19 protein-coding genes are annotated in these 23,506 nt (G+C 70.1%); 9 read left to right on the top strand and 10 right to left on the bottom strand.

Going from position 1 to position 23,506, the window contains the following annotated elements; all coding sequences use genetic code 11:
• Nucleotides 1–49 precede the first annotated feature (49 nt).
• Complete coding sequence (locus tag VF106_RS09015; protein ID WP_330839142.1) at nt 50–1,618, top strand: DUF1593 domain-containing protein; 1,569 nt, start codon at nt 50–52, stop codon at nt 1,616–1,618.
• Between the two features lie 4 nt (nt 1,619–1,622).
• On the opposite strand, the gene VF106_RS09010 is transcribed toward VF106_RS09015, so the two are convergent.
• A complete protein-coding gene (locus tag VF106_RS09010) occupies nt 1,623–2,378 on the bottom strand; it encodes a cytochrome P450 (RefSeq protein ID WP_524535851.1) in 756 nt (251 codons plus the stop codon).
• Here VF106_RS09010 and VF106_RS09005 point away from each other — a divergent pair.
• Nucleotides 2,334–2,828, top strand: coding sequence for an ATP-binding cassette domain-containing protein (locus VF106_RS09005; RefSeq protein ID WP_330839141.1), 495 nt, complete (start codon nt 2,334–2,336; stop codon nt 2,826–2,828). The genes VF106_RS09010 and VF106_RS09005 overlap by 45 nt on opposite strands.
• Here VF106_RS09005 and VF106_RS09000 read toward each other — a convergent pair.
• Entirely contained in the window at nt 2,823–3,443 is a 621-nt protein-coding gene (locus tag VF106_RS09000; protein ID WP_330839140.1) for a maleylpyruvate isomerase family mycothiol-dependent enzyme, read from the bottom strand. The two genes, VF106_RS09005 and VF106_RS09000, sit on opposite strands and share 6 nt — an antisense overlap.
• Nucleotides 3,444–3,518: 75 nt before the next feature.
• On the opposite strand from VF106_RS09000, the gene VF106_RS08995 reads away from it, so the two are divergent.
• Both VF106_RS08995 and VF106_RS08990 read left to right on the top strand, forming a co-directional pair.
• Nucleotides 3,519–3,956, top strand: a complete 438-nt coding sequence (locus VF106_RS08995; RefSeq protein WP_330839139.1) for a MarR family winged helix-turn-helix transcriptional regulator — start codon at nt 3,519–3,521, stop codon at nt 3,954–3,956.
• A gap of 132 nt (nt 3,957–4,088) precedes the next feature.
• On the top strand, nt 4,089–5,927 hold the full coding sequence (locus VF106_RS08990) for an alpha-L-fucosidase (RefSeq protein WP_330839138.1): 1,839 nt from the start codon (nt 4,089–4,091) through the stop codon (nt 5,925–5,927).
• Here VF106_RS08990 and VF106_RS08985 read toward each other — a convergent pair whose 3' ends face one another.
• From VF106_RS08985 to mobA, 6 genes are all read right to left on the bottom strand, one after another.
• A complete protein-coding gene (locus VF106_RS08985) occupies nt 5,928–7,826 on the bottom strand; it encodes a molybdopterin biosynthesis protein (protein WP_330839137.1) in 1,899 nt (632 codons plus the stop codon).
• A complete protein-coding gene (locus VF106_RS08980; protein WP_330839136.1) occupies nt 7,823–9,043 on the bottom strand; it encodes a molybdopterin molybdotransferase MoeA in 1,221 nt (406 codons plus the stop codon). Before VF106_RS08980 ends, VF106_RS08985 begins: the two co-directional genes overlap by 4 nt.
• Nucleotides 9,040–10,785, bottom strand: a complete 1,746-nt coding sequence (locus VF106_RS08975; protein ID WP_330839135.1) for an NAD(P)H-dependent oxidoreductase subunit E — start codon at nt 10,783–10,785, stop codon at nt 9,040–9,042. Before VF106_RS08975 ends, VF106_RS08980 begins: the two co-directional genes overlap by 4 nt.
• Before the next feature lie 281 nt (nt 10,786–11,066).
• Nucleotides 11,067–14,015, bottom strand: a complete 2,949-nt coding sequence (fdhF, locus tag VF106_RS08970; RefSeq protein WP_330839134.1) for a formate dehydrogenase subunit alpha — start codon at nt 14,013–14,015, stop codon at nt 11,067–11,069.
• 72 nt (nt 14,016–14,087) lie between these two features.
• A complete protein-coding gene (locus VF106_RS08965) occupies nt 14,088–15,884 on the bottom strand; it encodes an aldehyde ferredoxin oxidoreductase family protein (protein WP_330839133.1) in 1,797 nt (598 codons plus the stop codon).
• A 16-nt stretch (nt 15,885–15,900) separates the two neighbouring features.
• Nucleotides 15,901–16,746 carry a molybdenum cofactor guanylyltransferase gene (gene mobA / locus VF106_RS08960; RefSeq protein ID WP_330839132.1) on the bottom strand — a complete coding sequence of 282 codons (846 nt, stop codon included), beginning with the start codon at nt 16,744–16,746 and terminating at the stop codon, nt 15,901–15,903.
• A 298-nt stretch (nt 16,747–17,044) separates the two neighbouring features.
• On the opposite strand from mobA, the gene VF106_RS08955 reads away from it, so the two are divergent.
• From VF106_RS08955 to VF106_RS08945, 3 genes are read left to right on the top strand one after another with little or no spacing between them, the layout of a single operon-like run.
• Nucleotides 17,045–17,791 carry a hypothetical protein gene (locus VF106_RS08955; RefSeq protein ID WP_330839131.1) on the top strand — a complete coding sequence of 249 codons (747 nt, stop codon included), beginning with the start codon at nt 17,045–17,047 and terminating at the stop codon, nt 17,789–17,791.
• A 53-nt stretch (nt 17,792–17,844) separates the two neighbouring features.
• Complete coding sequence (locus VF106_RS08950; protein ID WP_330839130.1) at nt 17,845–18,426, top strand: dienelactone hydrolase family protein; 582 nt, start codon at nt 17,845–17,847, stop codon at nt 18,424–18,426.
• Nucleotides 18,426–18,983 (top strand): GNAT family N-acetyltransferase, encoded by a 558-nt coding sequence (locus VF106_RS08945; protein ID WP_330839129.1) that lies wholly within the window; start codon nt 18,426–18,428, stop codon nt 18,981–18,983. Before VF106_RS08950 ends, VF106_RS08945 begins: the two co-directional genes overlap by 1 nt.
• Nucleotides 18,984–18,995: 12 nt before the next feature.
• Here VF106_RS08945 and VF106_RS08940 read toward each other — a convergent pair whose 3' ends face one another.
• Nucleotides 18,996–21,224, bottom strand: coding sequence for an ATP-binding protein (locus VF106_RS08940; protein ID WP_330839128.1), 2,229 nt, complete (start codon nt 21,222–21,224; stop codon nt 18,996–18,998).
• Between the two features lie 164 nt (nt 21,225–21,388).
• Here VF106_RS08940 and VF106_RS08935 point away from each other — a divergent pair, with 164 nt between their 5' ends.
• Together VF106_RS08935 and VF106_RS08930 are read left to right on the top strand one after the other, a co-directional pair.
• The gene (locus tag VF106_RS08935; RefSeq protein ID WP_330839127.1) at nt 21,389–21,841 is read left to right on the top strand and encodes a carboxymuconolactone decarboxylase family protein; all 453 of its coding nucleotides are present in this window, start codon (nt 21,389–21,391) and stop codon (nt 21,839–21,841) included.
• Between the two features lie 23 nt (nt 21,842–21,864).
• Nucleotides 21,865–22,293, top strand: coding sequence for an iron chaperone (locus VF106_RS08930; RefSeq protein ID WP_330839126.1), 429 nt, complete (start codon nt 21,865–21,867; stop codon nt 22,291–22,293).
• A 16-nt stretch (nt 22,294–22,309) separates the two neighbouring features.
• Here VF106_RS08930 and VF106_RS08925 read toward each other — a convergent pair whose 3' ends face one another.
• Nucleotides 22,310–23,458, bottom strand: a complete 1,149-nt coding sequence (locus VF106_RS08925) for an NAD(P)/FAD-dependent oxidoreductase (RefSeq protein ID WP_330839125.1) — start codon at nt 23,456–23,458, stop codon at nt 22,310–22,312.
• Between the last annotated feature and the right edge of the window lie 48 nt (nt 23,459–23,506).

Below are 23,506 nucleotides of genomic sequence, written 5' to 3'. Positions count from 1 at the left end.
TTCTCATTGCCGGACAACAGGATCTCCTACCTAGGGGTACTGTCGGTTCATGCGTCGATTCGCTCGGCCGACCGCCAGGCTCTTTCGTCAACGGCGTTGTCTCGCGGTTTTCGCCGCGCTCGCGGGGATCGCGGCGTCGATGATGGGTGGCACCGCGGCGGCGACACCGACGGATCATCCACGCGGCGGCGACAAGCCTCGCGTCATTCTCATGGCCGATCCGGAACTGGACGACCAGAACACGCTCATCCGCTATCTGCTGTACAGCAACGAGTTCAACACCCAGGGCCTGGTGTACTCCAGCAGCGGCGTGCACTGGGCCGGCGACGGGGCTGGCACGACCTGGTTCGTGCCGGGACGCGAGTACACCCGGTTCGGCCTGAACCTCTTTCCGTGCACGTCATGGCGGTGGAAACCGGGCGAGCGCTTCATCGACGACGCGATCGGCATCTACGCGAGCGTCTATCCCAACCTGCGGGCGCACGCTCAGGGCTACCCGACCCCGCGGGAGCTGCGGTCCAGGATCCTCACCGGCAACATCGAGTTCGACGGTGACATCTCCACGGACAGCCCCGGATCCGAGCTGATCAGGCGGACATTGCTGGACGACCGGCCCGGTCCCGTCTACCTGCTCACCGGAGCGGGCCAGAGCACGATCGCCAGGGCACTGAAGTCGATCAAGGATCAGTACCAGGGCACGCCGCGGTGGGATGCCATCTACCGGAAGGTGTCACAGAAGGCGATCATCCAGTCCTTCGGGGACCAGGACGACACCTACGCCAACTACATCGGGCCCAACTGGCCTGATGTGCGGTTCCGCCAGATGTCCACCAACGTCTGGGGCTACGGCGCCCGCGGCGCGGTACTCCCGGAGGACAGCGGGTACCTGTCCGCCGAGTGGACGAAGGCCAACGTGTCCGATGTCGGCCCGCTCGGCGGGTTCTACCGCGTCTGGGGCGATGGCAGGCAGATGGTCCCCGGTGACATCTTCGACCACTTCGGCTTCTCCGGTCTGACCACCGAACAGCTCAGGGCAATGGGCTACGTGGTCTGGACCCCTCCCCAACCGAAGGGCTCGTGGATCTCCGAGGGTGACACCTCGATCTTCATGAACCTGGTCGACAACGGTCTGCGCGGTCACCTCGACCCCAGCTACGGTGGCTGGGGCGGACGCAACGGCCCCGACACCGACCCGAGCGGCCAGCCGTCCACGAACTACGCGGCGAGCCGCTGGTTCGGCGCCGCCCAACAGGACTTCGCCGCCAGGCTCAAGTGGACGGTCACGCCGAAGTACAGCAGGGCGAACCACGAACCGACCGCCGAGGTGTCCGGACCGCTGAACCGGACCGTCGCCCGCGGCCAGTCGGTCGTCCTCAACGGACTCACGCGCGACCCGGACGGCGACCGGTTGGCCAGCACATGGTGGCAATACACCGATGCGGACACCTACCCTGGCACCGTCACGCTCACCCAGTCCTCACAAGCACACCGCTCGACCGCGAAGTTCCACGTTCCCCAGGACGCGGCACCCGGCCAGACGATCCACCTGATCCTGCAGACCACAGACAACGGCTCACTCACGTCCTACCAACGTGTCGTGCTCACCGTGACGGACTGAACGGTCACAACAGCACGGGCACGCTCTCGACCCCACCCGCGATCCTGTTGGTGCGGACCGCGATGTCGTCGACGTCGACGGCGAGCCGCATCGTCGGGAAACGGCGGAACAGCGCGGGAAACACGGTGCGCAACTCGATGCGGGCGAGGTTGGCGCCGATGCACACGTGCGCGCCGTGGCCGAAGGCGACGTGGATGTTGGGTGAGCGGTCCGGGTCGAACCCGTCAGGTTCGGTGAAGACGGACTCGTCCTGGTTCGCGGCGTCGACGGACACGAGCACCAGGTCACCGCGTGCGATGTGGACGCCGCCGATCTCGACGTCCTCGTGCGCGTACCGCAACAGTCCGCCGGCGCTGCTGGTGGCCGACAGACGCAGGATCTCCTCAACGGTCTGCTGCACCTGCCCGTCCGGGTCCGCCACGAACCGGTCGCGTCGGCGCAGGTCGCTGAGGAGGAACAGCACGCCGAGCGCGATACGGGTCGAGGTCGTCTCGTGGCCGGCGAACAGCAGGCCCATGGACAGCCGCGCCAGGTCCTCGTCGGTGAACGTGGGATCCTCGGCCTGCACGGCGACCATGTCGGAGATGACGTCCGGCTTGGGGCCCTTCCGCTTCGCCGCCGCCAACTCGGCCATATAGACCATGAACTCCCCCATCGCCAGCTGGCCGTCGGCGCCGCCGTCGAGCACGGCGATGCGTTCCGACAGCTGGCGGAAGTGGGCGCGGTCGGCGAAGGGAACCCCGAGCAGTTCACAGATCACCAGGTGCGCGACCGCGTCGCCGACCTCTTGCGCCGCGTCGGCCTGCCCGAGGACGCCGCCCGCCGCTACCCCGGCCAGTTCAGCGGCGGTCAGCGGCAGCGCATCGCCATCGCCAGAGCCATCGCCTGGCAACCAACGCTCATCGTCTGCGACGAACCGACCAGCGCGTTGGACGTCACCACCCAGGCCACCATCCTCGAACTCCTCGCCGAACTGCAACACACCCTCGGCTGCGCCTACCTGTTCATCACCCACGACCTCGCAGTCGTCAGGGAGTTCGCCGCGCGCACCGTCGTCCTGCGGCATGGACACATCGTCGAGGAGGGCGCCAGCACACAGGTCTGCGACCACCCACGCCACGAATACACCCAGCAACTGGTCGCGTCCGCCCCGGTCCCGGACCCGATCCTGCAGCGGCGCAGGCGAGAGCAACGGCTGGCCCGGTCATGACAGTGCTGTCACTCCGGCACCGGTCAGTTTGGACAGTGTCGCGGTACGGCCGGCCAGTAGCGGCAGCAGCGCCGCGATCGGCCCGCTGATCTCCGCGCCGTCGCCGACCGACCAGTCGACGTCGGTCGCCGTGAGCCGGAACCCGCGCAACCGCCTGCGTGGCCGGAACGGGAACCACATCCCCCACAGGTGGTCAGCCGATGCCAGCGCCGCGTCGAGCGCCATCGGATGGTCGCGCCCCAGCGGCACGGCGATGTCCTGTGTGTGCACCTGAACGTCCATCAACGCGTCGGCGAGCGTCTGCCCGGGCGCCAGCCGCCGGGACCCGACGTGCCGACGCAGATCGGCAACGAGCTGTTCGGTCGGCACGGTCGCCTTGCGGCGGGACGTGTTGTCCACCACCCGGTTGAAGCTGCCGCGAGCACGCGCGAACTCGACGATCGCCCCGCCGATCCCCATCTCGGGCCCGAGCGTGAGGTGCGCGGCGACCTCCCGAACCCGCCAACCCGCGCACAGCGAAGCGTGCTCCCACTCCGCCGGCGTGAGCGACTCCAGCAGACCGGCCGTCGCCGTCCGCTCACTGTCCAACGCCTGCCACATCGCCGCACGGTCCACGAAACGCCTCCGGTGGATTTGGTACGATCGACTGACTAATTTAATCAGAGAATCTGACTAAGTCAACGGAGTGCCATGCCCGACGACGAGCTCAACATCGGTCTGCTGCTGTTCATCCCGTACCGCTCGCTGGAGAGCAGGGTGTTCCAGGCGATCGCCGACGCGGGCTTCGACGACCTCACCCTCGCCCAGGCCAAACTGCTGCAACGCATCGACCCGGCCGGCAGCCGCCTGACAGCACTGGCCGCGTCGGCGCAGGTGACCAAGCAGACCGCCGGCTTCCTGGTCGACCAGCTGGAACGGGCCGGTTACGTGGAACGGGTCCCGGACCCCACCGACGCTCGCGCCCGCCTGGTCCGCCTCACCGATCGCGCGGCCACCGCCGTCCCTCTCGGCGCCAAGGTGATCGAGGAGATCGAGGCCGAGTGGACCGCACATCTCGGCCCTCGGCGGATGACCCAACTCCGCGACGCCCTGACCCGCCTCCGCGAGATCACCGACCCCTACCGCTGACATATCCATCCGATGAATCAAGGCATCGTTCCTCGCCAGGCCAAGACCTTTCCGCCTGTCTCGCTGTTTACATCGGATGTATGAGCCTTTACGGTGGGTGAGTGACTGTCGACCCCTCGTAGTGGAGGTGTCATGTTCCGTCGCTCCATCGGGAGTGCCCTGCTCGCCGCGGCCACGGCCGCCGTACTCGCAGGCGGCGTACCCGGTCCCTCCGGCGCCGCACCCGCGACCGACGATCTCCCCCGGCCCGCCGCCGGGCCAGGGACCAACCACGCGATCGACGACCCCTTCACCGCGACCAGGACACAGTGGTGGCGGGAAGATCGTTTCGGCATGTTCATCCACTTCGGCGTGTACTCCCACCTCGGCGGCGAGTACGCCCGTCCGGACGGCACGGTCTGCCAGGACGCGGAGTGGATCAAGCGCGACTGCGCGATCCCGGACGACGAGTACGAGCGGATCGCGAAACGGTTCAACCCGGCCGACTTCGACGCCGACGCGATCGCCCGCGCGGCGAAGGACGCAGGCCAGAAGTACATCGTGATCACGTCGAAGCACCACGACGGCTATGCGTTGTGGCCCACCAGGGTCAACCGGTGGAACCTGCGCGACCACTCGTCGTTCGACAAGCGCCGCGACATCTTCGCCGAGCTCAAGGCGGCGACCGAGCGGCACGGCATCAAGCTCGGCTTCTACTACTCGATCTGGGACTGGCACGACCCGGACTTCGCCGACCCCGCGACCTTCCCCCGCTACAAGAAGCGGATGTACGCCCAGCTCAAGGAACTCGTCGACCGGTACGACCCCTCGGTGTTCTGGTTCGACGGCGAGTGGAGCACCGACCGCCCCAACAACCCGTGGCAGACCCAGGACGGCGAGGGACTCGAGGCCTACGTCCGCACGCTCGACCCGAACATCGTGGTCAACAACCGGGTCGGCAAACGCCGCCTCGCCGACGGCGACACCGGCACACCAGAGCAGACCATCCCGACGACGCCGGTCACCGGGCAGCTGTGGGAGTCCTGCATGACGATCAACGGCTCCTGGGGCCACGCCGTGTGGGACAACCGGTGGAAGTCGCCGACCGACCTGACCCGCAACCTGATCTCGATCGCCAGCCGCAGCGGCAACTACCTGCTCAACGTCGGACCGGACGCCCGTGGTCGCATCCCGACCGAGGCAACGGACCGATTGCGCGCCATGGGCGACTGGCTGCGCCAGAACGGCCAGGGCGACGCGGTGTACGGCGCGGGCACGGCCGGCGTGGTGGCCGAACCGGCGTGGGGCGCGGTCAGCCGGCGCGGCGACACGCTGTACGCCTCGGTGTACCAGTGGCCGGGCGCGGGTGGCTCGCTGACCCTGAATGCCTTGTCCCCCTTCGAGATCACCGGCGCCCGGGTGCTCGGCAGCGACGCGCCGGTCGGCGTCACCCGCAGCGGCGACACGGTGACGATCACGCCGACCGGCGGCCCGACGAACCCGGTGGCCACGGTCGTCGCGATCGACGTGACCCCGCCCGCGGCGGCGCCACCCGGCACCGGCACCGGGCTCACCGCCGGGTTCTTCGCCAACCGCAACGGCGGCGGCACCCCGACGGTCAGCCGCGTCGTGCCGCAGGTCAACTTCAACTGGAAGTACACCGGGTCACCGGATCCGAAGATCCTCAGCTCCGGTTTCGCCGCTCGTTTCACCGGGTTCCTCGAACCCCGGAACACCGAGACCTACCAGCTCAGCACCCTCACCTCCAACACGGTTCGGCTCTGGATCAACGACCGGCTGGTGATCGACGACTGGGTCGAACACGGCCCGGTGATCCACTCGGTGTCACTCCCCCTCGTCGCCGGACAGCGCTACAAGATCCGGATGGACGTCAAGAAGGAGTCCAACGAGGCCGCGGCGAAGCTGCTGTGGTCCAGCCCCAACACGCCACAACAGGTGATCCCGACCGCTCAGCTCTACCCAGCCGGCTGATCACCGGATCCGCCTGCCGGTCTCCACGCACGAATAGCCGCCCAGGGCCTCGACCTGCTCACGGAAACGCTGCCTGCCGAGCAGTGTCCACAGTGGTGTTAGGCGGTCGTCGGTGAGGTCGTTTGTTCGCAGCACGAGGTCGTAGGGCTCTTGTGTGACAGGGACGAAGTCGAGGCCGAAGGCGCGGGCGGCCGCCAGGATCCCCATCCCGGTGTCCGCTCGGCCGGCCGCGACGGCGGCGGCCACCGCGAGGTGGGTGTGCTCCTCACGCGTGTAGCCGGGGACGTCGGCGGGGTCGATGCCGCGGCGGGCGAGTTCGTGGTCGAGGAGTACGCGGGTGCCGGCGCCGCGTTGGCGGTTCACGTACCGCAGGCCGGGGCGGGTGAGGTCGTCGATCTTCGCCAGTTCCAGCGGGTTGCCGGGGGCGACGATCAGGCCCTGGTCGCGGTGGACGAGGCGGATCACGGCGATGTCGGGGCCGAGCAGCTTGTCGACGTAGGGCAGCGTGTACTCGCCGGTCGCCGGGTCGAGCAGGTGTGAACCGGCGATGTGGCACAGACCGTCCCGAAGCGCGACCAGCCCGCCCAGTGAACCGACGTTCGACGAGGCCAGGGTGATGAGCGGGTCGTCGGCCCGCAACGCCGACGCGGCGAGGTCGAGCACGAGGTCGTGGGAGCCGATCGCGACGATCGTGCGGTCGATCTCGCCAAGGCCACGCAGCAGTTCGACCCGCACCTCCGCACCGGCGTGGTGTCCCTCCACTCCGGACGGCACGATCAGCAGCCCGTCCGCACGCACCAGGGACGTCAGCACACCCGCTCCTCGCGGCAACGGCGTCGCGACGACTCGATCACGCACCCGGCCGAGGCGTACCCGGACCCAGTCGTCCATGCCGATGGCGGAAGGAAGTTTGCGTGCCAGGTGTGCCGTGGTCGACGGACGTTCCCTCGGCGCCGCGCCTTCCAGCTCCGCGAGCAGCGGCGCGGCGAAGATGTCGAACGTGAGCGCCGCGGACACCGGGTAGCCGGGCACGCCGATCACCGGCGTGGCGTCGACCGCGCCGAGCACCACGGGGTGGCCGGGGCGGACGGCCACGCCGTGCACGGCGAGTGTGCCGGCGCCGGCGACCACGCGTGCGGTGTAGTCGTCGCGGCCCGCGCTGGAGCCCGCGATCAGCAGGACGAGGTCGGCGCCGGCGGCCGCGGCACGCAGCGCGGCGGTGATGGCGTCCGGGTCGTCGCGCACGATGTCGGTGACGCGGGCCTCGCAACCCACCTCGCGGGCCTGCGCGGCGAGCATCAACGAGTTGGTGTCCAGGATGTCGCCCGGGGCGAGGGACGCGCCGATGGGGCGGATCTCGTCGCCGGTCGGGATGACCGCCACGACCGGGGGCCGGCGCACCGCCAGTTCGACCACGCCGGCCGCCGCGCTGGCGGCGACGTCGACCGGTCGGAGGCGGTGCCCTTCCGGGAGCAGCAGCTCGGCGGCGCTGATGTCCTCGCCGATGGACCGGACATGCTGGTACGGCGGGACGGCGGCACGGATCTCGGCCGCCTCACCGACGCGGTGGACGTGCTCGCGCATGACCACCGCGTCGTAGCCGGCGGGCATCGGGTCGCCCGTGTCCACGACCTCGAAGTCGGTGAGCAGCACGGGCGTGGTCTCGGCGGCGCCCACCGTGTCGGCGGCACGGACCGCGATCCCGTCCATGCCGGCGGAGTCGAACGCGGGCGAGGACCGGCGCGCCCAAACGGGTTCGGCGGTCACCCGGCCGACCGCCTGGCCCACCGGCACCCGCACGACGTCCACGCGTGGCGGGCAGCCGGCCGCCGCGCGCGCCTCGCGCCAGGCGGTGTGGGCCGCCGCGGCGGGGACGTCGGACAAGAAAGGGCTGTTCATCGGTACAGCGTCACCTCGACCTCGGTGCCGGCGTCGAGCCCGGTCGCCGGTTCGGGCACGACCAGGTAGCCGTCGGCGCGGGTGAGCACGGACAGCAGCGCGGACGGACCGAACACCGGCTCGGCCACGCCGTCCCGCAGCTGGACCTGGACCACGTCGAGCCGGCCGGTGGCCGAGGCCAGGTCCCGGGACAGCCGGGCCAGGGTGCTCGGTGCTGGCGGCGGGTGCTCGCAGCCGGACAGCCGCCACAGCAACGGAATTCCGACCTGGCCGAACACGACCAGCGCGGACAGCGGGTTGCCTGGCAAGCCGATCAACGGGATGCCGCCGCAGTCCGCGAGAAGCGTCGGCTTGCCCGGCTTGATGGCGAGGCCGTGGCACCACACCGATCCGACCGCGGCGACCGCACCGGCGGTCTCGTCGCGAGCGCCGACCGACGAGCCGGCCGAGACGACCACGAGGTCGGCGGTGGGCAGCACCTCGGCGAGCTTGTCCTTCAACACACCCGGTTCGTCGCTGACGATGCCGGCGACGACCGGCTCGCCGCCTGCGTCGGTGACCAGGCCGGCCAACGCCGAGGCGGTCGCGTCCCGCACCTGCCCGGGTAAAAGCTCCACTGTGGATGGTGGGACGACCTCGTCGCCGGTGGAGATGATCACGACGCGCGGCCGGGCGTGCACGGCCACCGTCGTGACGCCGGCGGCGGCCAGCAACCCGAGATCGGGCGCGCGCAGCGGGCGACCGGCTGGCACGAGCGGCGCACCGGCGGTCACGTCCTCGTCGGCCCGGACGAGTCCGCTGCCGGGTGCGACCGGCCGCGTGATCTCGATGGTGCCGGGCATGGTCTCGGCGGTGTACTCGACCATCACCACGGCGTCCGCGCCGTCAGGCAGTACTCCCCCGGTCGGCATCGCGACGCACCCGCCGGCCCGGACCGCGACGTCCGGCGCCGCACCCATCGACACCGCGCCAAGAAGGTCCAGATAGGACGGCAGGCCGTCGGACGCGCCGTAGGTGTCGGCGGCCCGCACCGCGTATCCGTCCACAGTGGATTTCACAAAGCCCGGCAGCGGTGCCGGGGAGGCCACGGCGGCGGCGGGGACCCGGTGCAGCGCGTCGGCGAGCGGCACGTGCTCCACCGGCGTCCGGTGGTCAGGACGGAAACCCGCAAGGGCCTCGGCGACGGTGCGGGCGGTGAAGAACTCCCGGCCGGTCAACGATTCGGTTGCTCCTTGTCACCGTCGGGGCGCGGTTGCGGCCGGGCCGCGGCGCCGCCCTTGTCCAGGCCGAGGACCGACACCACGGGGCCGAGCGCGACCTGCCCGAGCCCACAGATCGACGTCTTGCGCATCGCTTCCTCCAGTCGCAGGACCTGCGTGCGCTGGGTGTCGTCGAGCGTGGAGGAACCCGTGTCCAGCTGCTCGCGTAACAGCGTGTGCGCCTTGGTGGACCCCACCCGGCAGGGCACGCACTTGCCGCAGGACTCGTTGCGGAAGAAGCGGAGCACGTTGGTCGCGGCCGCCAGCAGGTCGGTGCCCTCGGCCATCACGACGAGCGCGCCGGAGCCGAGCATGGTGCCGGCCTTGGCGAGCGTGCCGAAGTCGAGTTCGAGGTCCAGTTGGTCGGGGCCGATGAAGTTCGACGACGCGCCACCGGGCTGCACCGCGCCCACCGACGCGCCGCCCTCGACCCCGCCGGCGAGGTCGATGAGCGCGCGGACGGTGGTGCCCATGGGCACGCAGTACACGCCGGGGTTCGCGACGTGCCCGGACACGGCGAAGAACTTCCAGCCGACCGAGTCCCCCAACCCCTGGGCGCCCCACCACTCGGCGCCGCGTTGCAGGATCACCGGCACGTCGGCGAACGTCTCCACCGAGTTGATCAGCGTCGGCCGGCCGTGCAGGCCGTAGTTGCCGGGGAACGGCGGTTTGTTGCGCGGTTCGCCGCGGTGCCCCTCCATGCACTCCAGCAGCGCGGTCTCCTCACCGAGGATGTAGCCGCCGGGCGAGACGAAGATCTCCAGTTCGAGCCGTCGCCCGCTGCCGCAGGCGTCCGGCCCGATGACGCCGGCCGCGCGGAGGGCGTCGATCTCCGCGCGCAGCACGCGTTCCTCGGGCCCGTACTCGTGGCGGATGAACACCCAGCCCTGCTCGGCGCCCACCACGGCCATGCCGAGCAGCAGGCCTTCCAGGACGAGGTGTGGCTGGTCGGCGAGAATCTGGCGGTCCTTGAACGTGCCGGGCTCGGACTCGTCCGCGTTGCAGATCGCGTACTTGACCGGGTCGTCGGCGCCCGCGACCAGCTCCCACTTCTTGCCGGTGGGGAACCCGGCACCACCCATCCCCCGCAGCCCGGACTCGGAGAGCGTCGACACGACCTCCGACGCGCTCAGCTCGCCGGCGAGCAGTGCCCGCAGCGACGCGTACCGCTCCGACCCCCTCGGGTACGGGTCGTTGGGCCACGGCTCGGCGCGGGAAGCGGCAACAGCCTCGGCCACCCCGTCCCCACGGGCCGCGGCGACCAACGTGTCCACTTCGGACGCCGGGGCCGGGTGCTCGTTGACGTCCACGGCCGGGGCCACCTCGCAGCGGCCCAGACAGGACACCTCGACAAGCTCGACATCGGTGTCCTCGCCGTACTGCCGTTTGACCTCGGCGATCCGGTCCTCCCCGCCACGCAGCCAGCACGACAGGTCGTGGCACACGTGCAAGGCGACCTTGGGCGGCGGCGTGGTGCGGAAGTGCGGATAGAACGAGACAATGCCCTCGATCTCGTATCGCGGCCTACGCACCTCGCGGGCCAGCTCCTCCAACTCCTCGCGGGGCAGCCAGCCAAGACGGGCCTGGATCGCGTTGAGCGCGGGGATGAGGGACGGCCCGGGGAACTTGCCCGCCCGCGCCTCGACTCCCGGCACCCACCGGGCCCGGGCACCAGCAGCCCTTTCGGGACTCAGTGTCATATCACCGCTCCCAACCTCGCGCGCCCGACCGGCCGGAACTGTCGGTGCCCGTTGATAGCGTGACAACAGGGGTGACGGCGTCCCCGGGGAGCCGGCTGCCCTCCGGGATTTGCCTTCGCGATTCGCGGTCGCCCACGGTCATTCCATCGCTCCCAACCTCGCGCGCCCGACCGGTCGGAACTGTCGGTGCCCGTTGATAGCGTGACAACAGGGGTGACGGCGTCCCCGGGGAGCCGGCTGGCCTCCGGGATTTGCTTTCGCGATCCGCGGCTGTCCCACGGTCATTCCGGGGCTCCCAAGCTCGCCGGTTGTGTCACGTGTTCGGCACCCAGAGCCTCCACCTGCACCGCGCAGAACTTGAACTCGGGGATCTTGCCGAACGGGTCGATCTCGTCGATGGTCAGCAGGTTCGCCGCCGCCTCGCGGAAGTGGAACGGGATGAAGACGTTCCCCAACTGCTCGCGGTGGGAGATCCGCACCCGCAGCTCGATCACGCCTCGCCGGGACCGCACCCGCGCCAGCTCGCCGTGCGCGAGGCCGCGGTCGGCCGCGTCCTTGGGGTGCAGGTACACCTCGGCGATCGGCGCGATCGTGTCGAGCGCGAAGGAGCGGCGTGTCATCGACCCGGTGTGCCAGTGTTCCAGCAGCCGCCCGGTGTTGAGCACCAGCGGGTACTCCGCGTCCGGGAGTTCCTTGGCTGGCAACCACTGCGCGGGCACGAGGTGCGCGAGCCCGTCGTCGGTGTTGAACCGTTCGTCGAACAACACGATGGTGCCGTCGGAGTGGTCCGGGTCCTCGTTCGGGTACAGCTTCCCGGACAGGCCGAGGTTGTCGTGGCGAAGGTTCGCGTAGGACGGCATCAGCGCGACCATCTCGTCGAAGATCTCGCTCGGTGACGTGTACTGCCAGTCCAACCCGACGCGCTGGGCGATGTCCTGGATCACCTCCCAGTCCACACGAGCCTGGCCGGGCGGGTCCATCACCTTGCGGCCCAACTGGACGCGCCGGTCGGTGTTGGTGTAGCTGCCGTCCTTCTCCAGGTACGACGACGCGGGCAGGATGACGTCGGCGAACTCCGCGGTCTCGGTGAGGAAGATGTCCTGCACGACGAGGAAGTCCAGTGCTGCCAATGCCTTCCGGACCTTGTTGATGTTCGGGTCGGACAGGAACGGGTTCTCGCCCAGCATGTACATGCCGCGCACACCAACGGGTTTGAGCACCGACCCGATGATCTCGGTGACCGTGAGGCCGCGGTTGGGGTCGAGCGTCGCGTCCCAGGCCTGTTCGAACCGCAGGCGGGTCGTCTCCGCGTCCACGCCCTGATAGTCCGGGTAGAACATCGGGATCAGGCCCGCGTCCGACGCGCCCTGCACGTTGTTCTGTCCCCGCAAGGGATGCAGGCCGGCGCCAGGCTTGCCGACGTTACCGGTGATCGAGCACAGCGCGATCAGGCAGCGGGCGTTGTCGGTGCCGGTCGTGTGCTGCGAGATGCCCATGCCCCAGTAGATGACGCCGGCCTTCGCCTCACCCCACACTCGCGCGACCTCACGGATCAGGTCGGCGTCGACGCCGGTGATCTGCGCGGCCCGCTCGGGCGGGTAGTCGGCGACCGTGCGAGCCAGCTCGTCGTAGTTGGACACCCGCTCGGCGATGAACTCGCGGTCGATCAGCCCGAGGCGGATCACCTCGTGCATGATCCCGTTGTAGAACGCCACGTCCGTGCCCGGCTTGACCTGGCAGTAGTAGTCGGCGTGCTCGGCGACCGTGCTGGCGCGCGGGTCGACGTAGACGATCTTCGTGCCGCGGCGGCGGGCCTGCTTGAAGAACGAGCTTGCCACCGGGTGGTTCGCCGTCGGGTTGGAGCCGGTGATGATCACGACCTCGGCGTTGGCGACGTCGCCGTAGGTGGTGGACACCGCGCCGGAGCCGACGCCCTCGAACAACGCGGCGACCGACGACGCGTGGCACAGGCGCGTGCAGTGGTCGACGTTGTTGGTGTTGAACCCGGCGCGGATGAGCTTCTGGAAGAGGTAGGCCTCCTCGTTGGAGCACTTCGCCGAGCCGAATCCGGCGATCGCACCGGGCCCGAGCGTCGAATGGATCTCCTTGAGCCTGCTCGCGACGAGCGAGAGGGCCTCCTCCCAGGTCGCCTCGCGGAAGTGCGGCATGACCTCGTCGTAGTCGACGAGCCCGCCGGGCTTGCGGCGACCGTCGCGGCCCATCTTCTTGTCCCCGCGACCGCCGCCGCTGCGGTTGCCGCCCCCGACCCGACCCCGGTCGTTGTCGCCCCGGACATCCGAGGACAACGGACCCTTGGGATACGACTCCGCACGACGGATCAGCGGCACGGTCAGGCGTTGCGGCGAGGCCGCGTAGTCCCAGCCGTATCGGCCCTTCACGCACAGCCGGCTCTTCGACCCGGGCTGGTCACGCCCCTCGGCGAAGGAGATCGCGCCACGCTCGCGGTCGACGTAGTAGGTGAGCGCGCAACCGACACCGCAGTACGGGCAGACGCTGTCCACCGCGTCGAGCTGCTCGCGTGGCTGGATCGGGATGTTGTTGATGGGCTTGTTGGTCAGCGCGCCCGTCGGGCAGGCCTGCACGCACTCACCGCAGGTCACGCAGGAGCTCTGGCCCATCGGGTCGTTGAAGTCGAACGCGATGAGGGTCGAGTAGCCCTTGCCGGACCGGCCGATGACGTCGTTGCCCTGGATGTCGTCACAGGCGCGAACGCAGCGGTCACACAGGATGCACGCGTCGTGGTTGACCTCGATGACCGGGTTCGACAGGTCGACGCCCCGCCCGGAGCCGCAGGGCAGCTCGGTGGTCTCCTTGGCCACGTCGAACTGGTCGGCCAGCTCGAGCAACAGGTTGTCGCCGGTCTTGTTCTGCTTCGGGTCGTCCGCGCGGGCCGGCTGGTCGGCGATCAGCAGCTCGGTCAGCGTGGCGCGGTTGCGCTGGATCTCCTCGGTGTCGGTTTGGACGGTCATGCCGTCCTCGCACGGCCGCACACACGCGGCGGCGAGCACCCGGCCTCCGGTGTCGACGACGCACATGCGGCACACGCCGACCGGGTCGTAGCGTTCGTCGTGGCACAGGACCGGGATGTCGACGCCGGCCTGTTTGGCCGCGTCGTAGATCGTGGTGCCCTCCGGCACGGTCACCGAGCGGCCGTCGATCTCCGCCGTCACCGTCCGCACGGACGTATCCGGTTCCTCGAGAGTCGTCATCGTCGCTCCACCTCTCGGCATTGCATACAGCATACCGTTGCGGCTCTCGGCCTGTCAGACCCGACGCTATGCCTACAGGTGAAGATCCGCCAGATCCGCTGGTGCCACTCTGCCTTCCTCATCCAGACCGCGGGCCTCGTAGTAGCCGGCGACCATCGACCGCAGCCGGTCCGCGGTGAGCGAGACGACGCGCCCCGAGGAGAGTTCGAGTGGCGTCTCGAGCAGCCGGGTGGGCAGCGTGTCGTCGGCCGCGGTGGCGCCTTCGCGCAGGTTGAACGCCCGCTTGGCGCGGACGATCCTGCGCGCGGCGGTCCGCAGTTCGCCGGCGTCGATGTCCCAGCCGGTGACCAGAGCCAGCAGCCGCGACCACTCGGTGAACGGGTCGGTGAACACCCCGCGCAGGAACTTGCAGAGGATCATCGAGTCCATCACCGCGGCCTTGTCCTCGGTCTGGACCGCGGCGGCCACGTGCGCCGCGCCGCCCGCGAACCGGTCGAGGTCGCCGGACAGGTCCGCCTCGTACGCCCCGGAGCGGTTGTGGTCCGCGCCCCGTGCGTTGACCGCCAGGCCGAGCGCCATCGACTGCAGGCTGCGCGGCTCGTAGCCGGGCATCTCCAGGCCCTTGACCTGTGGGGCGAAGTCGATCGAGCCGTGTCCCACCCGTTCCGCGGCCCGCCGGGAGCCCTCGGCGAGCAGCTCCCCCAGCCCGGGAGTACGCGCCCCGATCTCGTCCAGCGCACGCAGCAGAGCCGCGCCGTCGCCGAACGTCAGCCACGGCTCGTCGATCAGTCCGCGCTCGACGCACTCCATGGCCCACGCGATCGTCCCGCCAGCGGAGATGGTGTCGATGCCGAGCTCGTCGCACCGCGCGCTGGCGGCGAACACGTCATCGGGGTCGGACACCCCGCACAGCGGGCCGAGCGCGAAGACGTTCTCGTACTCCATGCGCTGGCTACCGCCGCCCTTGCGGGCGTAGATGTGCTCGCAGCCGATCGAGCAGGAGGCACAGCTGTTGCGGGCGACGCCACGCAGCTCGTGCAGTTCCTCGGCAGCGAGCCGGGGCGCGTCCTCGAAGGTCGCCGCGGTGAAGTTACGGGTCGGCAGCGTGCTGACCGCGTTGAACGCCAACAGGTTCGCGAGCGTGCCCAGCTCGCGGTACTTCGCGGTGGCCGGCCCGAAGCTACGACTACGCAGGTCCTTCGCGGCGGCGAGCACCCGGGCGTGGTCGGCGACGTCGACCTTGGTGGCCGCCTTCACGAGCACCGCCTTGACGTTCTTGGCGCCGAGCACCGCGCCGAGGCCACCGCGACCGGCGTGCCGGCCGTCGTGGCTGATGGTCGCGTACCGCACGCCCCGTTCCCCCGCAGGCCCGATCGCGGCGGTGCGCCAGCCGCGGCCGAACCGCTCCTTGACCTGGGCCTCCGCGTCGGCGGCTGACAGCCCCGCGAGTTCGGGCGCTGGTTCGAGCCGTGGTCCGTCGCCGTCGATCAGCAGGACGGACAGCGCGTCGGCATGTCCTCGGACGACGATCGCGTCGTGGCCGGTGAGCTTGCCGGCGATGGCGAACTGGCTGGACGCGAGCGCGTCGGTGAGCAGCCCGGTCAGCGGCGACTTCGCCACGACCGCGAACTTGGCGCTCGTGGTCAGCGGCGTGCCGACGAGCGAGGAGAACACGAACGCGAGCGGCGCCTCCGGCGCGAGCGGGTTCACCAACGGCGGCGCGAGCCGGTGCATGAGCCACGTGCCGAGCCCGACCCCGCCCAGATAGGCCCGCAGGACCCGGTCATCCAGTGGGAGCGGGACGCCGGTCGCGTGGTCCCCGCGCACGTCCACGACGAGCGCCTGCCCGAAGAAACCACCTGGCGCCATACGTCGACTGTATGCCCTACCCGCCCGCGTCCGCCGACAGGAAGGCGACGGTGTCCCCCGCGACCAGCGGCAACCGGCCGTCCTTGGTCACCTGGTCCCCGTTCAGAGCGGCCACAACGTGTCGATCCAGCGTCAGTCCGACCGCCTCCGCCGCGGCGCCGATCGTGGCGGCACGCACGGTGCGCGGTCGTTGCCCACCGCCCTTGGCCAGGACACCGAACCGCTCGACCACGACCTCGGGCGGTTCCCGGTCCCGGGCGGACCGGAACTCCTCCGGGGTGTTGACGTTCACCACGGACTCCAGGTCCGGGTCGTACTTCGCGAGCGTGGCGTCCGCCAGGAGGGCGTCGTCGTCCAGCTGGGTCACCGCGCAGTGCTTGAAGATCATCCCGGGCCGCTGGTTCCCCTGCGCCAACAGGTCCGCGACCAGTCCGGCGATCCTCGTCCGGTAGGCGGCGGCCAACGGCTGCCGAAACCCGCGCGCCACCGGCAGCACGACCTCCACGTCCGCGGTGAGCGCGGCCAACACCCGCCGGACATAGGCCGGATGCAGGAACGGCAGATCGGTGGAGCACACGAAGGCGGCCTCGGCGCGGTCCTCGACGGCCGCCAACCCGGCCGCCAGCCCCTGCATCGGACCGAGCCCTTCAACCGGGTCCTCGACGACCGCGACACCGGCCGGTAGCTCGGGCAGCTCCTGCCCCGGCGCGGACACGACCACGACCGGGCCGTCGACAGCCCGGCCGAGCACAGCGGCCGCCCGGTACAGCAGGGTCGAGCCGTGCCACTCCAGCCCGGCCTTCGACGCACCCATCCGCGAGGAACGTCCACCCGCGAGCACCACACCCGCCGCACTGCCCATCCTCCCGATGGTAGTCAGGCTCTGTCGACCTGATGCCGCGCGGCTTCCTCACCAGCGGGTCCAACCCCGGTGGTTCTTTTCCTGACTTCCCTTCCAAGTCGACAGGAATATCCGTCAGCCGGTAACCGTAATGCGGCGTCGGCTCGGACAGATACCTCGGGTGGCACGAGATCCACTGGAAGGGAGATTTCGTGACTGAAAACCCCCCGCCGGTCCGGCCGCCGAAGCCTCGGTGGTATTCCGCGTCCTGGTGGGCGAGTATCGCCACGGTGGCGGCCGCCGTGATCGCGTTCGGCGCGTGGTGGTTTCCGCGGTCATCGGACGATCCACCGCCCAGTCCGCCGCCGACGAGCACGCCTCGGCGACCGGCCCGGTCGAAGGACCGTTGTCGGTGGCCGTGTTGGCGGGCTGGGACGATACCGAATGTCCGACGCGTTTCTTCCTCCCCCAGGATGTCGACGAGCTCGGCTCGGACATACCTCTTCCGGACGAGTACGCCTTCGATGAGGCCTACGAGGCGTACATGAACTCGTTCAGTGCCTGGGTCACGTCAGCCGGCGGGTGGCAGGCGAAGAACAGCGTTCGGTTCTCCGTCGAGGGCAATCTGAGCAGGGCGACCATTCTCACGGGAATCCGGGTCAACCTCGTTTCCCGCGCGGCGTTGACGAGCAGGACGGTGGTGTCCATCGGCCAGTGCGGCGCACCGGCTCCACCGCGTTACTTCAGCGTGGATCTCGCGCCGACACCTCCACGCGTGCGGGCGCTACCGGGCGAGGAAATGGACGACGAAGGCAATTTCGTGCCTGTCGACGCGGTCGACTTCCCGTTCACCGTCTCGGAAACCGACCCGGAGATCTTCGACCTGAAGGTCGAGCCCGGACCGGTGTGCGACTGTCAGTGGACCGCGACTCTTTCCTACGTACAGGCGGGCCGGTCCTACACGACCACGATCGACGATGGCGGCAAACCCTTCCACGCGGTACCGACCGATGACGTCCCCGAGTACACGGTCATCAACGGCTACCTGGAGCGTGTCGAAAAGTAGGCGGCCAACTCCGTCGCTCGACGCTGTTAGGGTTCGTTCGCGTCGGGTCTCCAGTGGAGGTTGGTATGGCCGAGGTTGTCCTGTTCCATCACGCTTTGGGGCTCACGCCCGGAATAACCGCCTTCGCGGACGAACTGCGAGCGGCAGGCCATACCGTGCACACACCGGACCTCTTCGAGGGCAACACGTTCGCGACCCTCGAGGAGGGCGTGGCCCACGCCCAGCAGGTCGGCTTCGGTGAGGTGATCGAACGCGGCACACGGGCGGTCGACGAGCTACCCACCGACGTGGTCTACGCCGGGTTCTCGATCGGCGTGCTCCCGGCGCAGAAGCTGGCGCAGACCCGGCCCAGCGCGCGGGGTGCGCTGCTGTACTACTCGTGCGTTCCGGTCACGGAGTTCGGTCCTACCTGGCCCGACGACGTGCCGGTCCAGGTGCACGGCATGGACGCCGACCCGATCTTCGTCGACGAGGGCGACCTCGACGCGGCCAAGGCGCTCGTCGCGTCGGCAAAGGACGCCGAACTGTTCCTCTACCCCGGCGACCAGCACTACTTCGCCGACCGCACACTCCCGTCCTACGACGCCGACGCGGCCGCCCTGCTGCTGGACCGCACACTGGCGTTCCTGCGGTGATGCACACCAATCCGCTCGACGAGACGACCTGGCCCGACTTCGCCGAGTTGGTCGAGCGGCACAACGGCGTGTTCGGCGGGTGCTGGTGCATGTCGTTCCACGCGGAGGGCAAGGAACGCACGGAACGACGGTCCACCAAGGAAACCCGCGTCCGGGAAGGCCGAGCACACGCGGCGCTCGTGTACGACGGACCGAAATGTGTTGGCTGGTGCCAGTTCGGACCGACCGACGAACTGCCGCGCATCAAACACCAACGCGCCTACCTCGCGTCGCTCGACGTCCTGCCGGACTGGCGGATCACGTGTTTCTTCGTCGACCGCGGACACCGCCGCGGCGGCGTAGCCTCGACCGCACTCGACGGCGCACTACGGGAGATCGCCCGCCTCGGCGGCGGGACCGTCGAGAGCTATCCCGAGGACGCCGCCGACCGCTCGGTGTCCTCGTCGTTCCTCTACAACGGCACAGTGGCCATGTTCGAACGCCACGGCTTCGAACGAACCCGCCAGCTGGGCAAGAACCACTGGGTGGTCACCAGAACCGTAGCGGCAGCTGAATGATCCCTGCTCTCGCTAACTCTCCATCATGGCCTCACTGGCCGCGCGTGCGCGCTTTTCGTCGTGTGGGCGGCCCAGCTCTCGCGCGATCGTGACAACCCGGTCGAGCAGGGCTAGCGCCTCGTCGTGGCGGCCCGCCGCGCGGCAGGTCTCGGCGTAGGTGTGCAGGAAGTCGATCTCCATCTGCACCTCGGCCAGCGGTTCCAGCAGTTCGAAGGCGCGCCGGTGGTGTTCGAGCGCCTGCTGGGCCTGCCCCATGACGCGCAGTGCCACACCGAGATAGTTGTGGCACCACGCCTGGTTGTGTCGAAGGTCGTTCTGCTCCGCCAGCCGCAGCGCCTCGTGCAGCGCGCGCAGTGACTCCGTGGAGTCCGTCGAGGCGAGCGCGACGCCGAGGGTGACCAGTCCGGTGATCCTGGCGGGTCCGTCGGCCAGTGCGAGGGATGCCCTGGCGAGTTCAGCCGCTTCGCCGTGTCCGCCGAGGTGGAGTGTCACCCAGCCGTCGAAGGCCAGCGCCTGTGACTGTCCGGCGCGGTGCTCGACCTTCTCGAACAGTTCGCGGGCCAGGCGGAACTGGGCCTGTGCCGCTTCGAGGTCGCCGAGATCCCGGCGCACGAAGCCGATCCGCAAAGCCAGACCGGCGGCGAGGGCGGTGTCGTCCGGCTCGGCCTGTTCGTAGGCGGTGAGTGCCTCGGCGAGGCGTCCGGCGGCGGCCTTGGCGAAGCCGAGGTCCGAGAGCAACGCGGCCCGTTGCTGGTCGCGGCCGAGGCGTCCCGCGGCGGCCGCGGCGGCGTCGAGCAGGCGTACCTGGTCGTCGGTGCCGCGGTGGCGGAAGAACCAGACCCGCATGGACTGCGGCAGTTCGGCCACGACCTCGTCCATGCCGAGCCGCACGGCGGCGTCGAAACAGGCGATCAGGTTGACGTACTCGAGGTCGAACCAGGCCATGGCCTTCGCCGGATCGCCCGGCTCCGGAGCGCTTCGATGCGGTGAGGGCAACGTCCGGTCGTGGGCGACCGCCTGTGCCAGGTAGTGGCTCAGGACCCGGCGCAGAGCGGCGTCGGCCAGTGGTTCCTCGTCGGCGGCGAGGTCCGCGGCGTACCGCCGGATCAGGTCGTGCATCCGGTACCGCCCCGGCGAAGGCTCCTGGACCAGGTGGGCGTCGACCAGTTCCTCGAGCACCGCGTCGGGTGGCATGTCCGCGAGCGCACCCGCCACCGCGGCGTCGAAGTCGGCGCCGGGCAGCACACCCAGCAGCCGGAACATACGGCGCTGGTCGGAGTCGAGCTGCTGGAGCGACATGCCGAACACGGAGTCGAAGCGGCCGACGTTGTCGCGCAGCCGCTCGGCCAACACCGCGACCGTCCAACCTGGACGGTGACGAAGCCTGGCACCCGCCATCCGCAACGCCAGCGGGAGCCCGCCGCACTGCCGCAGTACCTGGCCGATCGCGTCGTCGTCGGCGAGGGTGAGCCCGGCGGCCCGGCCGAACAGATGCGCCGCGGCGTCGTCGGCGAGTGGGGCCACAGAGACGGGCGGCACCCCGTCCAGGCTGACCAGCCGCGATCGGCTGGTGACCAGGACCGCGGACTTCCCCGCGCCGGGCAGGAGTGGACGCACCTGCTCCGCGTCGACCGCGTTGTCGAGCACGACGAGCGCCCGTCGGCGGGACAGCTCCGAGCGCCAGAGCGCCGCGCGTTCGTCGGCGCCCGCCGGGAGATGGGTGATGTCCAACGCGCCCAGCAACCGGGCCAGCGCGACCTGGGGCTCCAGCGGCTCCTGGCCGGGGGTGAAGCCGTGCAGGTCGAGGTAGAGCCCGCCGTCCGGATACATCGGCGCGACCCGGTGTGCCACGTGGACGGCCAGGCTGGTCTTGCCGACGCCGCCCATGCCGTCGATCGCGACCGCGCCCGCGGTGCGCAGCAGCTCTTCGACCAGCGCGTACTCCGCCTCCCGGCCGGTGAAGTCGATCAGGTCGGCCGGCAGGTCGTTGCGACGTGGCGCCGGCGCGGCGCCGGCTTTGGCCGCCTCGGTCCACATCGCGCGCAGTGGCCGGGGGTCGCGGCCCACGACCCGGCACAGCGCCACGACTGCCTCCCACGGCGGCACGAGCCGACCGGTCAGGTAGCGGGACAGCGACGAACTGCTCAGCCCCGCCTTGGTGGCGAGAGCACGCAGGCTGAGCCCGCTCAGCTCCTTGATCCGGGCGAGCTGGGCGACCAGGCGTTCCTGGGGGCTTGACACGTGCGTCACGGTAGCCGTCCCAGCCCACGCGAACGGATCGGTGCCGTGTTGGCGCTGGTAGAGCCCGTTTCGGCTGTCCCACGGTGTCCCACGGACCGCGCGGGGACGGACGCGCCGATGGTCGGATTGCTCCTGTCAGGAACACGACGACGAGGGAGAAAGCGATGGCGACCGAGCGGATGCCGAACCCGGCGGTCCTGGTCCCCGGGGCGATGGCGGCACTGGCGGCCGTCGACGAGGCCGTCGCCGGCGCCGGGTTGGACGCCAAGCTGCTGGCGCTGACCCACCTGCGAGCCAGCCAGATCAACGGCAGCGGCCCATGCGTGACCGGCGGTGCCCACCAGGCCCACCAGCACGGCGCGACCGCGGACCAGGTACATGCCGTCGCCGCCTGGCGGGAGACGCCCTACTTCGGTGACGACGAGCGTGCCGCGCTGGCCCTCACCGAGGCCGTGACCCGGCTCGCGGACCGTCCGGACCCGGTGCCGGACCAGGTGTGGGACATGGCCGCCAAGCACTTCGACCAGAAGGAGCTTGCCGCGCTGCTGCTCAACATCGCGATCACCAACGCCGTCAACCGCCTCAGCACGTCGACCCGCCAGCAGGCGGGCGAGTAACACGCCACGGAGAGGGAAAGACCATGTCAACCACGAAGAAGTACGACGGTTTCACCGAGGACGAGCGCGACGCGATGAAGCAGCGTGCCAAGGAACTGAAGGCTCGGCGGGGCGCGAAGGCCGACACCGAGGGCGACGTGCTCGCGAAGATCGCCGAGATGTCGGAGACCGACCGCGTGCTCGCCGAGCGGGTGCACGCGGTGATCAAGGCCTACGCGCCGGAGCTCACGTCGAAGCTGTGGTACGGGATGCCCGCGTACGCCCGCGACGGCAAGATCGTCTGCCACTTCCAGCCCGCGGCGAAGTTCAAGTCCCGGTACGCCACACTCGGCTTCAGCGACGAGGCGAACCTCGACAAGGGCGTCATGTGGCCGACCTCGTTCGCGCTGACCCAGCTGACCGCCGACGACGAGGCGAAGCTCGGCGCGCTGGTGAAGAAGGCGGTCAGCTGAGTCGTGGCCCCGGGGTTCACGCGGCGGCGTCCCCCGCATCCCGAGGGAAGAAGGGCAGTTCGAGGTAGACCCGGTCGGCGGCGGCGAGGATCGTCCCGGCGTCGTCGACCGGCGGGTGGATGTGCTGGTTGATCCGCTTCTTGACGGCCGCCCCGTCGGCGCCGGAGGCCATCACCCTGCGGTCCCAGCCCCGGGTGAAGATCGCGCCGGCGGCGCCAAGGTCCAGGCAGGTGACGTACGGGCCGGGGGTGAAGTCGCGCAACGGCACGCCGAGCAGCTCGGCGGCCGCGTTGTACCCGGCGACCTTGCCGAGTGGGGTGGCGTGTTGGCAGGCCTGCATGACCGTGTGCTCGGCGTCGAACGCCGCCGCGGCCGTGTCCCCGGCGACGAACACGTCGGGAAGGGCGCGCAGCTGGTTGTCCACCGGCACCCGGCCGAGGTGGTCGAGGTGGTCCGAGATCTGCCGGGTGAGCCCGCTCGCCCTCATCCCCACCGACCAGACCACCGCGTCCGCCTCGACCCTGGTGCCGTCGGACAGGACGGCGTAACCGTCGCCGACCTCCGTCACGGTCGTCATGAGGCGCCGGTCGATGCCCAGTTCGTCCAGTGCCGCCTCGATCTCCGCACGCGGGCCCGGGCCGAGCTGGTGTCCGACCACCTCCGACCGATCCACCAGCAGTACCCGGCCCCGGGCGGCCAGCGCGGTCGCGGCCTCCAGACCGACGAACCCGGCGCCGACGACCACGGCGGAGTAGTTCTCCCGATCACGCAGATGGTCGGTGAGCCGCCGGGCCCCGTCCAGGGTGTCGATGTCGAAGAGTCGTTCGGCTCCGGGCAGGCCCTGGGGCTGAACGAGGGTGCTGCCGGCCGCCAGCACCAGGCGGTCGTAGCCGATCTCCGCACCGTCGGCCACCACCACACGTCGGTCGGTGTCGATCGTGCTCACCGAGGCCCGCACGTGCTCGACGTCGATCGGGCCGAGGATCCTGCTCAGCTCCACCGTGGCCAGGTCCGGGTCCGGCTCGTACAGGCGGGGCCGCAGCACCAGGTGCTCGTTCGGTGCGATGAGCGTGATGCGCAGGTCCGCGTCCCCGCGTGCCAGGGCCGCGCCCGCCGCGCTCCACACGCCCGCGAAACCGCCTCCGATGATCACAACGTGTGCCACTGTCTCGTCCTCTCCACCCTCCTGGACCGGAGGATTCGCAGGGAGACA

The organism is Actinophytocola sp., from assembly GCF_036378875.1.
Taxonomy (GTDB): domain Bacteria; phylum Actinomycetota; class Actinomycetes; order Mycobacteriales; family Pseudonocardiaceae; genus Actinophytocola.
Note: the sequence above shows the minus strand (reverse complement) of the source record. Positions and strands in the feature narration are given on the sequence as shown.

What these genes read in the sequence shown, in the direction of transcription:
- VF106_RS09015 (WP_330839142.1), top strand. Translation starts at nt 50, where the DNA reads ATGCGTCGATTCGCTCGGCCGACCGCCAGGCTCTTTCGTCAACGGCGT.
- VF106_RS08995 (WP_330839139.1), top strand. Translation starts at nt 3,519, where the DNA reads ATGCCCGACGACGAGCTCAACATCGGTCTGCTGCTGTTCATCCCGTAC.
- VF106_RS08990 (WP_330839138.1), top strand. Translation starts at nt 4,089, where the DNA reads ATGTTCCGTCGCTCCATCGGGAGTGCCCTGCTCGCCGCGGCCACGGCC.
- VF106_RS08985 (WP_330839137.1), bottom strand. Translation starts at nt 7,826, where the DNA reads ATGAACAGCCCTTTCTTGTCCGACGTCCCCGCCGCGGCGGCCCACACC.
- VF106_RS08975 (WP_330839135.1), bottom strand. Translation starts at nt 10,785, where the DNA reads ATGACACTGAGTCCCGAAAGGGCTGCTGGTGCCCGGGCCCGGTGGGTG.
- fdhF (WP_330839134.1), bottom strand. Translation starts at nt 14,015, where the DNA reads ATGACGACTCTCGAGGAACCGGATACGTCCGTGCGGACGGTGACGGCG.
- VF106_RS08965 (WP_330839133.1), bottom strand. Translation starts at nt 15,884, where the DNA reads ATGGCGCCAGGTGGTTTCTTCGGGCAGGCGCTCGTCGTGGACGTGCGC.
- mobA (WP_330839132.1), bottom strand. Translation starts at nt 16,746, where the DNA reads ATGGGCAGTGCGGCGGGTGTGGTGCTCGCGGGTGGACGTTCCTCGCGG.
- VF106_RS08945 (WP_330839129.1), top strand. Translation starts at nt 18,426, where the DNA reads ATGCACACCAATCCGCTCGACGAGACGACCTGGCCCGACTTCGCCGAG.
- VF106_RS08935 (WP_330839127.1), top strand. Translation starts at nt 21,389, where the DNA reads ATGGCGACCGAGCGGATGCCGAACCCGGCGGTCCTGGTCCCCGGGGCG.
- VF106_RS08930 (WP_330839126.1), top strand. Translation starts at nt 21,865, where the DNA reads ATGTCAACCACGAAGAAGTACGACGGTTTCACCGAGGACGAGCGCGAC.